At 68.6% G+C, this 13,903-nt stretch carries 13 protein-coding genes; 8 read left to right on the forward strand and 5 right to left on the reverse strand.

Annotation, left to right across the window (positions count from 1 at the left end; translation table 11 throughout):
• Position 1 precedes the first annotated feature (1 nt).
• From QHF89_RS01430 to QHF89_RS01455, 6 genes are all read left to right on the forward strand, one after another.
• Positions 2 to 1,126, forward strand: coding sequence for a hypothetical protein (locus tag QHF89_RS01430; RefSeq protein ID WP_136965274.1), 1,125 nt, complete (start codon positions 2 to 4; stop codon positions 1,124 to 1,126).
• 11 nt (positions 1,127 to 1,137) lie between these two features.
• Entirely contained in the window at positions 1,138 to 2,172 is a 1,035-nt protein-coding gene (locus QHF89_RS01435; RefSeq protein ID WP_136965275.1) for a sigma-70 family RNA polymerase sigma factor, read from the forward strand.
• Between the two features lie 297 nt (positions 2,173 to 2,469).
• Positions 2,470 to 2,796 (forward strand): hypothetical protein, encoded by a 327-nt coding sequence (locus tag QHF89_RS01440; RefSeq protein ID WP_136965276.1) that lies wholly within the window; start codon positions 2,470 to 2,472, stop codon positions 2,794 to 2,796.
• Positions 2,797 to 2,841: 45 nt separating this feature from the next.
• Entirely contained in the window at positions 2,842 to 3,150 is a 309-nt protein-coding gene (locus tag QHF89_RS01445) for a DUF6968 family protein (RefSeq protein WP_136965277.1), read from the forward strand.
• 131 nt (positions 3,151 to 3,281) lie between these two features.
• The gene (locus QHF89_RS01450; protein ID WP_284719891.1) at positions 3,282 to 4,382 is read left to right on the forward strand and encodes a hypothetical protein; all 1,101 of its coding nucleotides are present in this window, start codon (positions 3,282 to 3,284) and stop codon (positions 4,380 to 4,382) included.
• Positions 4,382 to 6,427 carry a TonB-dependent receptor plug domain-containing protein gene (locus tag QHF89_RS01455; RefSeq protein ID WP_284719892.1) on the forward strand — a complete coding sequence of 682 codons (2,046 nt, stop codon included), beginning with the start codon at positions 4,382 to 4,384 and terminating at the stop codon, positions 6,425 to 6,427. The genes QHF89_RS01450 and QHF89_RS01455 overlap by 1 nt, the downstream gene beginning before the upstream one ends.
• On the opposite strand, the gene QHF89_RS01460 is transcribed toward QHF89_RS01455, so the two are convergent.
• From QHF89_RS01460 to QHF89_RS01475, 4 genes are read right to left on the reverse strand one after another with little or no spacing between them, the layout of a single operon-like run.
• Positions 6,424 to 6,828: a GFA family protein gene (locus QHF89_RS01460; protein ID WP_136965280.1), complete on the reverse strand. Its 405-nt coding sequence runs from the start codon at positions 6,826 to 6,828 to the stop codon at positions 6,424 to 6,426. The two genes, QHF89_RS01455 and QHF89_RS01460, sit on opposite strands and share 4 nt — an antisense overlap.
• Positions 6,825 to 8,630 carry a fatty acyl-AMP ligase gene (locus tag QHF89_RS01465; protein ID WP_136965281.1) on the reverse strand — a complete coding sequence of 602 codons (1,806 nt, stop codon included), beginning with the start codon at positions 8,628 to 8,630 and terminating at the stop codon, positions 6,825 to 6,827. Before QHF89_RS01465 ends, QHF89_RS01460 begins: the two co-directional genes overlap by 4 nt.
• Complete coding sequence (locus tag QHF89_RS01470) at positions 8,627 to 8,893, reverse strand: acyl carrier protein (RefSeq protein ID WP_136965282.1); 267 nt, start codon at positions 8,891 to 8,893, stop codon at positions 8,627 to 8,629. Before QHF89_RS01470 ends, QHF89_RS01465 begins: the two co-directional genes overlap by 4 nt.
• Before the next feature lie 10 nt (positions 8,894 to 8,903).
• The gene (locus tag QHF89_RS01475) at positions 8,904 to 9,806 is read right to left on the reverse strand and encodes an ABC transporter substrate-binding protein (RefSeq protein ID WP_136965283.1); all 903 of its coding nucleotides are present in this window, start codon (positions 9,804 to 9,806) and stop codon (positions 8,904 to 8,906) included.
• A 100-nt stretch (positions 9,807 to 9,906) separates the two neighbouring features.
• Here QHF89_RS01475 and QHF89_RS01480 point away from each other — a divergent pair, with 100 nt between their 5' ends.
• The gene (locus QHF89_RS01480; RefSeq protein WP_136965284.1) at positions 9,907 to 11,079 is read left to right on the forward strand and encodes a peptide-N-glycosidase F-related protein; all 1,173 of its coding nucleotides are present in this window, start codon (positions 9,907 to 9,909) and stop codon (positions 11,077 to 11,079) included.
• Between the two features lie 17 nt (positions 11,080 to 11,096).
• Positions 11,097 to 12,149: a Ca2+-dependent phosphoinositide-specific phospholipase C gene (locus tag QHF89_RS01485; protein ID WP_136965285.1), complete on the forward strand. Its 1,053-nt coding sequence runs from the start codon at positions 11,097 to 11,099 to the stop codon at positions 12,147 to 12,149.
• A gap of 6 nt (positions 12,150 to 12,155) precedes the next feature.
• Here QHF89_RS01485 and QHF89_RS01490 read toward each other — a convergent pair whose 3' ends face one another.
• On the reverse strand, positions 12,156 to 13,877 hold the full coding sequence (locus QHF89_RS01490) for a rhomboid family intramembrane serine protease (protein WP_284719893.1): 1,722 nt from the start codon (positions 13,875 to 13,877) through the stop codon (positions 12,156 to 12,158).
• Between the last annotated feature and the right edge of the window lie 26 nt (positions 13,878 to 13,903).

Genomic DNA, 13,903 nt, shown 5'->3' on the forward strand with positions numbered 1-13,903 from the left:
GATGCACAAGGATCGGCATGTGCTGGTCAAGCTGGGTGCGGTTCTCGTGTTTGCCGCCTGCGTGGTGGCGAGCGCTTGTGGGCAAGGGGAAGGTGTCATCGAGGTCATCGTCCCCCCCGACGGCGAGGGGGGTGAAGGGGGTAGCACCCCCGACGCCGGCACCGATGGCGGCGAGAAAGAGGACGCAGGCCCGAGTAGCAGCAACTGCGATTTTACCTGTGACGGCGACTGCGTGCCCTTCCACCCCGGCGACAGCTCCTACCCCGTCCTCGTCTGGATCGGCCCGAACGACGGCACCGCGCCGGATTGCCCCGACAACGCGCCCGTCGAGCAATTCGTCTGGTACACGGACCTCGTCATTCCACCCAAACACTGCGGCCCGTGCTCCTGCGGTCCCTCGGACGGCACCTGTTCCCTCCCCGAGACGATCACCGCCCACGCCGCTCCCTGCACGCCGCCCGAAGGCACCGCCGCGACGCCGAATGATCCCCCCGCGGCGTGGGATGGCACCTGCGCCGCGGACCATGCCATCGCCGCGGACCTCTCTTGCGGCGCGGGAACACCCTGCGTGCAATCCGTGACGATCGGGCCGCTCGGCAAAGAAGACATCGGCTGCGCCGCCCTCGACAAGACGGGCGCGACCACGATGGCCCCGCCCAAACCCTCTTGGAGCCGCATGGCGCGCGTGTGCGAGGGCAGCGCGTATGGCAAATGCGCGCCTGACGAGCATTGCGCCCCCAAGCCATCCGCCGACTTTCGGCAGTGCGTGTATCTGACGGGCCTGCACGCTTGCCCAGCCGAAGGGTACGTGGAGCAGTTCGTCCTTTACGAAGAATTCAAGGACGAACGCACCTGCACGGCCTGCACCTGTGGCGCGCCCGAGGGCAGCTCGTGTTCCTCGGAGATCTCCCTCTTCGCCGATGCGGCCTGCACCACGTCTCCTTGGATTGCCAGCGCAGGGTCGGATGGTCCGACCTGCCACGACGTCGCTTCCAAGGGCCGCGCGCTCGGCGCGAAGACGGCCGCTCCGCCCGTGTATCACGCCGGGTCCTGCGCTCCTGCGGGCGGTGACGTCGAGGGAGATGTCGCGCTCGCAGGGCCCCGCACCCTTTGTTGTCTGGTTTGAGCGAGGTCGCCATGGACGAACGCGAATTCACGAGAGCTCTGGAGTCGCAACGGATCAAGCTGCAAGCTTGGCTCTCACGCCGGTTCCCCGCTGCCGATGTGCCCGACCTCGTGCAGGAGACGCTCCTCTCTTGCTGGAAGAAGCGCGAGGAATATGACCCTGCCAAGGAAATCGGGGGCTGGGTGCATTACCAGATGCGCACGGTGGCCTACGCCTACCAGAAGCGCGCCAGGGTACGCGAGCAGTTCGCGCAGCTCCCCCACGAGGACGATGCCGCCCCGTCGACCCCGGAGCGCGAAGCCTCGATACAAGAGACGGATTCGCTCCTCTACCAGATCCTCGATTCTCTGCCCACGCAGGAGCGGGAGATGGTCGCGGCGCGGTTCTTCGACGAGCTTTCGATTCGCGAAATCGCCACCTCGTTCGGCCGAACGGCGGACGCCGTCGACGCGGCCTTGCGGCGGGTCAACAAGAAGATGCGCGAGGCGCTCCAGCGCGTCGGCGTCGAGGACGCGCGGCGGGGCGTGGTGCTGCCGTTCCTCATGGAGAGGTCTGGTGGCGCGGAGGTCGAGGACGACACGCAAGGCGCGCGGCCGACGCCCGTCTCGACCTCCCTCCCGGTCCCCGTTCCGCCTGCAAGGCCCACCACGGACACATGGGGGCCATGGGCGCGCCGTTTCGCGGTCGCGGCCGGCGTCGTCGCTCTTCTCCTTTTTCTGCTCTCGCGGAGGGACGCGCCCTGGGCGAACCACCTCGCGCTCGTGGTGCCCGACCTCCGGCCCGGTGGCGTGGTGCCGGTCGTGACCGAGCTCATGCAGCCGCGTCCGACGGTCGAGCCGCCGCCCTTCTGCCCCCCGTCCCCGCCGCCGCCGCGCGCGCTCCCGTGCCCGGCGGACGACACGTACAAGAACGCAGGGCCGCGCTCGCTCGGGCGCGCCGCCGCGATCGCCCACGACCGCGGCGACAAGAAGAGCGTTGCCGAGGCGTGCCGCATGGCCGGTCCCGGCAACGTCTTCTGTCGCGAGCTCCAGAGCCTCCACCCGTAGGGCGCGCAGGCGCCGCGGGCCTCGATCCGAAAAAACACCGTGACCCGTCACGACGCGCGACGGATTTGCGCGCCTCGGGTGCAGTACGTAGCGAGCGGCGTGCGCGCGGACCGTTTCGGGCTGCAGCGCGCTTTGCTGTTGTTCGGAGAAACCACGCCTGGACGGCGGCGCCGGGTTGGCTTGCTCTTTTCTGGGCGAGCACGCCGTCCGACGCCGTCGTCCAGGCGTGGTCATTCGTCAGGTCCCATGAAAACGCGACCCCTTCCAGAACCCGACCCGCGCCTCCCGACGGAAATCATGCTCGCGAGCGACGGCGGGCTCTTCATTGCCCTTCCCGAGGAAAAACCAGCCTCGTACGTCGGGCGCGAGATCTTCGTCGGCTACGCGCTTCGTCCGCGTGAATTGGCCGCTCGCGGCAGGGCGGCGCTGCTCCTGTGGGGCACCGAGGTGCTTCTCGGGATTGGCAGCGACGGCCGCATTTACGTGACCGAGGAGGTGATGCCCGGGAAGGGTGGACGCAAGGTGTTTCGAGGATTCCGGGCGACCGACGAGGAGCGAGCGCATATCGTCGCGGAGCTGCATCGAATGGTATTCAATCTGGTCGGCGGCGTCCCGAGGGCGTGATCCGGCGTACGCCAAGTGCATCGTCGACTGCGAGCAGGAAAAACGATGCTAGTCATCGCTGAACGTGAATACGAATTCGTGTTCGACGACGCCCGGCCATCGGAAAAGGTATGGCTCCGCGTCGGGGCGCCCGAAGAAAAGGACGCCTCGAAATGGGTCCTCCCCTTCGAGATCATCGGTCCCGGGCAGCGTCGCATGGAGCACGCTTTTTCCGCCGTGGATGCCGTGCAATCGCTACAATGGGGCCTCCAGATGATCGCCCTGGAGCTCCGGTCCCTGCAAAGCAGCGCGAGGGGCAAGCTCCACTTCCTCGACGAGGAGAGCCTCGGGTTCGACCCTCTGAACATCCCGTGACCGCTCCCGTGGACAGGAGCCTCCGTCCCCGCCGCCCCCCGCCCCCCCGGGGCTCTGCCTTCCGTCCGGGCGTCCAAGATCCTGCGACCGCGTTGCGCGTCGCCCCCTCACGTGATGCAATCCGCCCCGCCATGAGCGACGTCGAAAGTCGGCTGAGCAGCGCCATCTCCGCGGTCCGCTCCTACCTGGAGGCCAAGCTCCTCGGGGAGGCCGTCGTTGCCTCCGAGAAGGCGATGGAGATCGCGCACGAACTCGGCCGAGAGCATCCGCGGTACGTCGAGGCCGCGCGCATCGCCGCCCTCGCCTACGCGCTCGACAACAACGCCGGCATGTCGGCGCGCTACCAGCGCCTCGCCATCGCCAGCGCCGAGCGGCAGCCGACGTATCCGAAGGATCGGCTCGGGTCGCTGCACTTCGATCTCGCACGCGCCGAGCTCGATCGCGGCCGGCAAGAGGAGGCCTCCGCCGAGCTCGAAGCCGCCATCCCCCTGCTCTGCGAGAACCGTACGGATCGCGACGCCGAGGCGCGGCAGGCCATGTTTCTGCGCGTCGCGCTGTGCATGGTCGCGGGGGATCCGAAGGAGGAGATGGACGCGCTCGTGGGGCGCCTCGGCACGTGGCTCGAGCCCGTCTTCGAAGATCCCGAGGCGACGGCCGACACGAAGGCGCTCGCCGAGCACGACATGGTCACGGCGCTCTGCTCCTCGGCGCGACTCAAGATCGCGCAGCGGCGCTGGGACCGGACCGAGGCGGCGTTGCTCGAAGCGTTCGAGCGCGCCGAGCGGCACATGCTCACGGCGGATCGACCGAACCCGCACCTGCTCGGCCTCGTGAGCGAGGTCTACAAGGAGATGCGCCGCGCCTCGAAGGACGAGAGCGCGGCGATCCGCACGCGCGCCGAGTCGCTGCTCGGGCCCGCGGCCGAGCGGGCCGAGCGGCTCTTCTGGGCGCAGCTCCGCGTCGTCGTGGTGGACGCGCAGAAGAGCCTCGGCTGGTCGGAGAAGCAGATCGCGCGGCTGCTCGAACCCGCGCTGCACGAGGGGGACCTCGCGGCGGATCTGAACCGCCATCCGCTGCTGCATGGGCTCACGGAGGTGCTCGGTCGGCATGCGGCGAAGGGCACGCATCTGCGGGAGCAGGGGCCCGACGAGCTGCGCCACGTGATGCGCGGAGACAAGACGCTGGCCGCGGCGATCGACGTGATGGAGGCGGCCGGCCTTTCGGATGTTTGATGGGTGAAGCTCTCCGGCGCGCCGGGCTCGGCCTCGCGCTCGCCACGTCTCTCGCCGCCGCGCCTGCGCGCGCGGAAGCACCCCCGTCCGCGGAGCCTGCGCCGCCGGAAGCGCCCGCGCTCGTGCCCGCGGAGCCCGCGCCTGCGGAGCCTTCGCCCGAGCCGCCCCCGGAGCCGCCTCCGCCGCAGCCGATCGAGGTGACCGTCGAGGGCGACAAGGCGCCGGCTGGGTCGGTCTCGCTCAAGCGCCGGGACATCCGGGAGATGCCGGGCGTGCTCGGCGATCCGTACCGCGCGATCGAGGTGCAGCCGGGCGTGACGCCGACGGCGAGCGGATTGCCCTATTATTACATTCGCGGCGCGCCGCCCGGCAACATCGGGTTTTTCTACGACGGCGTGCGCGTGCCTCTGCTCTTTCACGTGGGCGCGGGGCCGAGCGTGATTCCAGCGCCGCTCGTCTCACGCGTGACGCTGCACATGGGCCCGTATCCGGCCGACATCGGCCGTCTCGCGGGCGCGGCGGTCGAGGCCGAGGCGGCGCCGTTTCCGAATGAATGGAAGGGCGAGGGCGCATTCCGGTTCGTGGACGTGGGCGGCGTGGTCGAGGGGCCGATCGGCGACAAGACCACGGTCCTCGTCGGCGGGCATTATGCGTTTGGCGGGCATATTCTTGCCGCGCTGATCGACAACGTCGAGTTCGGGTACGGCGATTACCAGGCCCGCGTGAGCCGCCGCGTCGGGGAGCGAGGCCGGCTCACGGCGCTCGCGTTCGGGGCGTGGGATTATCTGGCGACGACGACGACGGGCGACGCGAGCGGGGAGAAAGACGTCCTGCTCGACGCGGATTTCCATCGGCTGGATTTCCGGTACGATCATGAATTCGATTCGGGGGCGAAGCTGCGCGCGGCGGTGATGCTCGGCCTCGATCGGTCGAGGCAGGTCGGCGCGGAGAGCGCGACCAACTGGAAGATCGGGGCGCGCCTGCGCGGCTCGAAGCCGATCGGCGGGGGAAAGGCGCTCCTCCGTGGCGGGCTCGATCTGATGGTCGATCGGTACGACATCGTGCACAAGGAGCCGTGCGACATCGCCCTCGAAGAATGCGCCTCGGGGCCGCTCGGCGAGCTCGACGAGGCGTTCCGCGCGCTTTTTCCGAGCCGCTGGGACACGGCCGTCGGCGCGTGGGCGGACGCGCTCGTGGTCCTCTCGGATCGGGCGACGATCACGCCCGGCCTGCGCGTCGACCATTACACGTCGATGGGGAACACGGCGCTCGCGATCGACCCGAAGATCACGGGCCGGTTCGGGGTTTCCGAGCGCGTGCGGATCGTCCTCTCGTTTGGCGTGGCCTCGCAGCTCCCCGGCTTCGCGCCCTTGCCGGCGCTGCAGATCGGGGCCATCACGGGTGGCCTCCAGCGGGCCTTGCAATCGAGCTTCGGCGCCGAGGTCAAGCTCTCGCCCATTCCGGTCGAAATCAGCGGGTCGCTCTTCCGTCAGGTGACGTTCAACCTGACGGACCCGATCGGCTCCGATCGTGGCACGAACCTCGGCACCGCCCGCTTCCTCTCGCGCAGCACGGGCGACGCGTATGGGCTCGAGCTCTCCGCGCGCGGCGCATTACGCAAGGATCTGCTCTTCCTCGCCTCGTACACGCTTTCCCGGTCGACCCGCACGTCGAAGAGTGGCCTCACGACGCCCTCGGCGGTCGATCGGACACACGTCGCGCACGTGGCCTTGATGTACGACCTCGGCAAGGGCTGGAAGGCGGGCGTGCGGCACGTGTTTTACAGCGGGTTTCCCGCGCAGGAGGCGGGCAGCGGGGCCGTCATGGAGAATCCGCCGCGGGTCCGGCCTTTTTATCGGCTCGATGTGCGGGTGTCGCGGCGGTGGAAGGTCGGCGAGACGGGGTTCGTCTCGCTCGTGCTCGACATGCAGAATGCGACGTTGAGCAAAGAGGTCTTCGACGTGACGTGCGCCCGCGGGATCTGTCAGCCGCGGCTGCTCGGGCCGATCACGATTCCGCAGCTCTCGGTGGAGGCGGGGTTCTAAAGGTATTTCGTGACGGCGGGCGGGTTCCACCAGTTGTTGTTTCGCCCGTCGTAATACTGGATCGGGGCCGCGGCGAGCTCCTCCGGGTCGACGTCGTCGAGGCAGGCCACGTTGATCGCGTAGAACGCGCCGCCGAGCTGCTCCATCGATCCGGGCCCGAACGGCGCCACGCCGCACGTCTTGCAGAAGCGGTGGTGCATGCTCTTCGAGCCGAACTGATAATCGGCGAGCGACGATTCGTCCGTGAGCAGCCGGAACGCGTCGGGCTTCGCCATCGTGCCCCACCACCGGATCTTCGCGCAATACGTGCAATTGCACCGACCCGTGCCCGCCGAGAGGTCGATGTCCGCCTCGAAGCGGACCGCGCCGCAGTGGCAGCTCCCCTTGTAGGTCTTCTTCATTCGTCGCTCTTCCCGAAGAGCCGGTGCCGGAAGTATCCGATCTGGCTCTTCGCGATCTCTTTCACGAGGTCGAGTTTGTCCACCTCGCGCGCGCTCGTCCTTCCGAGGAGCTCTCCGGATTCGTACAGCTCGCGGGTCCTCGCGCGCTGGAGCTTGCCGCTCGACGTCTTCGGCAAGACGCCCGGCGCGAGCGGCACGACGTCGTCGACGGTCAGGCCCACGGTCTGCTGCACGGCCTTGCGCACGTCGGCTTCGAGCCGCTTCTTCGTGGCCTCGTCCTTCTCGCCCGTCTCGAACGCGATGACCACGCGCTCGCGATCGGAGGGGCCCTTCATCGTGCCGAACGCAATGACGTTGCCCTTGCGCACGCCCTCGACCTGGCTCGCCTCCCACTCGATGTCCTGCGGGTAGTAGTTGCGGCCGTTGACGATCACGACCTCCTTCGAGCGCCCGCAGATGTAGACCTTCCCCTCCGCGATGTACCCGAGGTCGCCCGTGCGCAAGAAACCACCCGCGAACGAGCGCTTCGTGACCTCCGGATCGTTCCAGTAGCCTTGCATCACGCTCGGCCCGCGGATGCGCAGCTCGCCGACCTCGCGCTCGGGCAAGGGGCGCGCGCTCTCCGTGTCGTCGGGCGCGAACGTCTTGATTTCGTGCTCCTCGAAGGCCGCGCCGCACTCGACGATGCCCGAGGCGCGCGGCGAGCCTTCCGCCGCGGGTTCGGCGTGGCCCTTCGCCCAGAGCGTCTCGCCGTCGACGACGTCGGCCCGCACGCCTGTCCAGATCTTGCTGAACGAGACCGCGAGCGTCGACTCGGCCATGCCGTAGCAGCACACGAACGCGCGCTCGTCGAAGCCGATGCGGGAAAACTTCTCCGCGAAGGCGCGGAGGTTGTCGGCGCGGATGGGCTCGGCGCCGCACCCCGCGATGCGCCAGCTCGACAAATCGAGCCCCTCCATCTCGCTCTCCTTGATGCGCTTCACCGCGAGCGCGTAGGCGAAATTGGGGCCGAACGAGATCGAGCCCTTGTACTTCGAGATCGACTCGAGCCAGCGCGCCGGGCGCTTCAGGAAGAGCAGCGGCGGCAGGAAGGTGATCTGGTTGCGGTGGTAGATCGGCGCGATCACGAAGCCGATGAGCCCCATGTCGTGGTAGAGCGGCAGCCACGAAACGCCGTGATCGACGCCGTCTTTGATGCTCAGGCCCACGGGCATGATCGCGTGCACGTTCGCGGCGAGGTTTCGGTGCGTGAGCGTCACGCCCTTCGGCCGCGCGGTCGAACCGCTCGTGAACTGCAGGAAGCAGACGTCGTCGAGGTCGATCTTCTCGGGCCGTAGTTTGTCGCTCGCCGTGCGCACGCCCTCGACCGCCACGACCTTTTCGAGCCCGGGTGCCTGGGCCTGGATCGTGCCGAGGATCTTCTTGATCTCGCTGCTCGTGAGCAGCACACGCGCGCCGCTCTTCGCCACGATGTGCAGCGTGTTTTCGAGGTAACCCGAGAGCTTGCCGAGGCCCGTGGGCGGGTAGATCGGCACCGGGATGATGCCCGCCCGCACGGCGCCGAGGAACGCGAACACGAAATCAGCGTTGTCGGGGAGGATCAGCGCGATGCGATCGCCTTTGCGCAGGCCCATCGCCTGCATCGCGCCGCCGAAACGAGCGCTCATCCGTTCCACGTCGACGTACGAGTGGAAGGGCGCGACGTCGGGCGACTCTTCGAGGAAACGGTACCCCGTGCTGCTGCCGCTCGCCGCCGCGTCCTCGATGGCCTGCGCGACGGTGCGGGGCGGAGGCGCGCTCATCCTTGGAGCCTTCCGTCGCCCTCGAGGCGCGTGAGGACCGCGGTCGCGACGTCGCCGATCGTGTTGATCTCGCGAAGCGCCTCGTCGGGGATCGTGAGCTTGAAGGTGTCTTCGAGGTCCGCGAGCACCTCCATGACGCCAAGCGAATCGATGCCGAGGTCGGCGACGATGTGGCTCGTCTCGCTCACCTCGACCTCGGTCTGCTTGTGCTGACGGAACACCTTGAGCAGCTCTTCGTGGACGGTTTCCCGATTCCAAGTCATGGGGCGCTTCCTACTCCAATTCGTCGCTGTTCACCAGACGCCTGAGCCGATCGAAGCCCTCGACGCTGCGCGCGCCGTACCACATGAGGTCCTTGCCGTTGCAGAGGAGCACGCGGCCCGTCTTCGCGGCGGGGATGTCGAGCTTGCGGAAGACGTCGGCGTCGGCCTCCGTGAACGCATGCGGCTCGTCGGGCAAGAGGACCACCTCGGGCTGCCGCGCGACGACCTCGTCCAGCGTGACCCGTGGATATCGCGTGTCCCGGCTGCCCACGCGTTCGGGCGGGAGCGGCGCGGCTTTGCCGAGATCCGCCGCGAGCGGGTAGCGGCGCCGCCGGTCCGAGAAGATATTTTGCGCACCAACGAGATCCATCATGTCGGAGATGAACGTCTCCTCGTGCACGGTCATGAGCGGATCCATCCAGATGGGGACGAACGCGCGGACGGGGACGCGCTCGCCGCGGTGCTTCTCGGCTTCGCGGTGCGCGTGGTAGGCCGATGCGAGGAGCGCGCGGGCCGTGTCGTCGCGTTCGAGGCCGAGCGCGAGGGCGAGGCGAGCGAGGTGCGCGATTCCGTCGGCGACGCGCCTCGGGAACGAGACGAAGACGGCGACGCCGGCCGCATCGAGGCGCTCGATCTGCGAGCGGGTGTTCTCTTCCTGGTTCGCGATCACGAGGTCGGGTTCGAGCGCGAGGAGCTTGTCGACGTCGACGTCTTTCGTGCCGCCGACGTCCTCGATCGTCTCGACTTCGCCCTCGGGCGCGATGCAAAAGCGGGTTCTCCCGACCAGGCGGTCTTTGGCGCCGAGCCGGATGACCGAGTAGGTATCGCTCGGGACGAGCGAGACGACGCGCCTCGGCGGTGCTGTGAAAATATGACGGCGTTGTCTGTCGTCCTGGACCTTGATGATTTTCATCGGCCCGGCTCTTTAGCGCCGGCAGCGCAGATGGGGGAGGGGGGATTGTGTCTGGCGGCCGGGTTCGACCTTGCGGTACGCTCGCCCGTGGAGGTGTTTGATGAGGAACGTGCCGTCCGTGCGCGTGGGCTGGGCTGCTTTGCTTGGCGCGCTTTTGCTTGTGGGGTGCGGGGATGGCTCGGGCAGCCAGGGCGGCGCTGGCGGGCAAGGCGCGAGCGGCGGCTCGGGCGGCAGCGGCGGCGGCGGCGGCCAGGGCGGCGGCGGAGGCCCCTCCTACGCGGATCCGTACACGATCGCCGCATTCGACGACACGCGCATCACGAGCGACGGAAACCAGCCGAATTTCCAGACGGTGTTCACGGACATCGATTTCAAGGACGGCCCGTTCGCGAGCGCGAAGCTCGTCGTCGACCTCGCGAGCACCTGTTATCCGTTCGACAAGTGGGTCGACAACCCGCCGCCCGCCGGGCAGAACTGGCCGGCCGATTGCGACGCGTTCGATCGCAATTTCGACATCTCGCTCGATGATCCGATGGATCCGGCGACGGAGCCGCCGGGGCTCGAGCTGATGCACGCGATCACGCCGTTCGGCGGGCCGCTGCACCTCGAAATCGACGTCACGGACGTGGCGAACGGCCTGCCGGGCGCGCACCGGATGCGCGCGCACATCACGACCTATTCGGACGGCGCGGGCATGGTCTCGGGGTCGAACGGCGGCTGGAACGTGACGGCGAAGCTCGAAATGGTGCCGGGCGCGCCGCCGCGGAACGTGCTCGCGGTCAAATCGCTCTATTACGGCTCGCAGACGACGGTGGAGGGGCCGGGCGCGCTCAATTTCGAGGCGCCCGAGGGCGCAGTGGCGGGCAAGATGGAGTTCCGCACGAGCGGGCACGGAGGCGGCAGCGCCGGGTCGGGTTGCATCGGGCCCGCCGAGGAGTTCTGCAATCGCACGCATACGGTCTCGATCGACGGCGCGGTGATCGACACGTGGAAGCCCTGGCGGACGGACTGCAAGGAGCTCTGTACGGAGACAACGCACACCTGGCCGAGCGGAAACAGTTTTACGTATTGCCTTGAAAACCCCTGCGGCGCCATTTCGAGCGTGAAGGCCCCGCGGGCGAACTGGTGCCCGGGGAGCATGACGGCGCCGAAGGTGTGGGAGACACCCGAGCTCGGAAAACCCGGGTCGCATTCGTTCCAGTGGGTGATCAACACGGTCGCGTCGGGCGGGAACTGGGCCGCGAGCGCTACCTATTTCGCCTACGGACCTTGAGCCAAAAGGTGTCTCCGATGTCTCTCCGCTTTCGGGCGGCGCTGGGCCTCGTCCTCGCCGCCGCGCTCGTCGGGTGCGGCGGCGGGGGGGATCCCGCGGAGGTCAAACCCCCGGATCCGCCGCCGAAGTTCGATTATCCGCTCGACGACGTGCTCAGGCTGCATCACCTGCAGACGAAATCGACGCACAACAGCTACCACATCGAGACCGAAGGCAACACCGTCGGCGAGTGGCGCTACACGCACGCGCCGCTCGACGTGCAGCTCGGCGCGCAGGGCGTACGGCACGTCGAGCTGGATCTGCGGTACAACTTCGATCTCGAAGCGTTCGAGGTGTATCACCTGCCGGTCCTCGACGAGCAGACGACGTGCAGGAAGCTCACGGATTGCCTGCGGGTCTTGAAAGACTGGTCCGACGCGCATCGGGCGCACCACCCGATCGTCGTGCAATTCGAGATCAAGGACGCCGTGCCGGCCGACGAGGCCGGGGCGGAGACGTATTTCGCCGCCTTGCACGAGGAGATCCTCCGCGTTTGGCCGGACGATCGGATCCTCGTGCCGGACGAGGTCCAGGGCGACGCGGCCACGCTGCGGGAAGCGGTCCTCTCCAAGGGCTGGCCGACGCTCGGAGAGGTCCGCGGGCACGTGCTCTTCACGCTGGACGACGCAGGTGATGCGCGGCGAGCGTACACGAAAAACCATACGAGCCTCGCGGGCCGGATCCTCTTCGCGAACGCCTCCCCCGCGGATCCGTGGGCGGCGATCGCGATCCTCAACAACCCCCTCGGCGAGGCGTCCGCCATCGCCGAGGCGCTCGCCGCGAACATGCTCGTGCGCACGCGCGCCGACGGGGACCCAGGCGCGGTGATCGAGACGGGCAGCACGGTCGAGCGAGAAGCCGCGATCGCGAGCGGCGCGCAGTTCATCTCGACGGACTTCCCCGCGAAGGTCCCGGCGGCCGAGTACTGGGTCGAGATCCCAGACGGCGCGCCGTCGCGATGCAACCCGGTGACGGCGCCGAGCGAGTGCAGCGCCGAGGCGATCGAGGATCCGAAATTCGTGGGACCCTGAAGCCCCTCAGCGCTCCTCGAACGACGCCACGACCTTCTCCTCGATCGCCTTCCACCCCTCGGGCCGCCGGCCTTTGCGCGCGTACCCGCGCACGATGAGCTCGCGTGAGCCCACGACGACGAAGTACGTGCGCAGCATGAACGACTCGTCGCCGATCGGCATCTCGTGCTCGACGAGCACGGCCTTCCGCGCGCCCACGGTCTCGATCCGCGCCTTGTCGAGGCGCACCGCCTTGTCGGGCGCGGTCTTGTCCGCCGCGACGCGCATCTCCTCGACGAACGCGTCGAGCTGCTCGGCGAGCGGCGCCGGCTCCAGGTCCACCGCGATGATTTCAACGAGCACGGGAGACGCGTCGATGTCGCCGAACGTGAGCACCTGAAGGCCGTCGCGGTCTTCCTTCCCGGCCATCTTCGCGAGCGGCGCGGGCATCTCCACGGACAAACCCAGGCCCGGCAGCGTCGTGCGGGTCATCGCGGGCGGCTTGTTCATCGCCCACGGTCCGCCGAGCGCCACGCCCGCGCCGATCGAGGCGAGCATCGCCGCGCCCACGATCATCGAGGCGAGCGAGAGCAACGGGCGCGGGCGGGGCTCCACGTCGCCTTCGTCGATGCGCTCCTCGACGGGCTTGAGCCCGCGGCCGAGCAGCAGCGCCGTGACCAGAAAGCCCACGATGCCGCCTCCGAAATGCGCGAGGTAATCCACGCCGGGGAAGAAGCTGATGAGGATGTTCGGCACGAGCGGCCGCCACGCGCCTTGCTTGAGCCGCGTGATGAAGAGCGGCGGCAAGACGCCGCGCGGGAAGAGGACGATCGCGAGCACCGCCGTCATGAGGCCCCAGATCGCGCCCGACGCGCCGACGCTCCACTGCCCGCTGCCGAGCAGCGTCGTGGCGAGCGCGCCGCCGAGGCCGGAGAGGCCGTAGAGCACGAGGAAACGCCGCGAACCGAGGATCGGCTCGAGCATCACACCGAGGCTCCAGAGCGCGACCATGTTCATCAAGAAATGCATCGGGCTCGCGTGGAGGAACGCCGAGGCGAAGATGCGCCACACGTCGCCGCTCTTCACCGCGTGCCCGCTCGTCGCGCCGAGCGCCACGAGCGCTTGCGTCGTCCCCATGCTCTGCCGCCAGAGCAACGTGAGCATGCCGAGCACCGCGCAGACCGCGATGATCCCGACCGTCACGGGGGTTCCGGCGCGCAGCCGCGAGACCGCGCGCCGATCGCGTTGCGCCAGGATCCGCCCCTTCACGAGCGCCTCTTCGAGCCGCTCGGGCGTCGGCGGCTCGGTCGCGCGGATCTGTTCGCTCGCGCGTTCGAGCAGCGCGAGCTTGGGTCCGGCCACGTGCGCGTACCGGCTCGCGTCGTCCACGTGGTGAAAGCCGAGCTTCGTCGCCGCCGCCTCGCTCGATGACGCGCGACGCAGCGCGTTCACGATCTCGGGACCCCCGCCGACCGCGGCGACGTGCATCGGCACCGGCGCTTGTTGCGTGGAGGCCACGATCTGCGCGAGCAGCTTCGGCAGCCGGTCCATCGCGTCACGATCCCGCGTGGGCAGGAGGAGGATCTGCGGCGGCGCGCTCGTCGTCACCACGTGGGACACGACGGGGCCGTGCTGGATGAGGCAGCTCTCCGGATCATCCGCGAAGATCGCGCCGAGGAGCCTGTCCCTGCGCACGACGCTCGGGTCTGTCGCGAGCTCCACCTCCTCGATCCTCTCCTCGGGCATCATGCGCCGCTCCTCGCCTCGCGTCGTTT

It is taken from the genome of Polyangium sorediatum, from assembly GCF_029946465.1.
GTDB classification, from domain to species: Bacteria; Myxococcota_A; Polyangia; order Polyangiales; family Polyangiaceae; genus Polyangium; species Polyangium fumosum.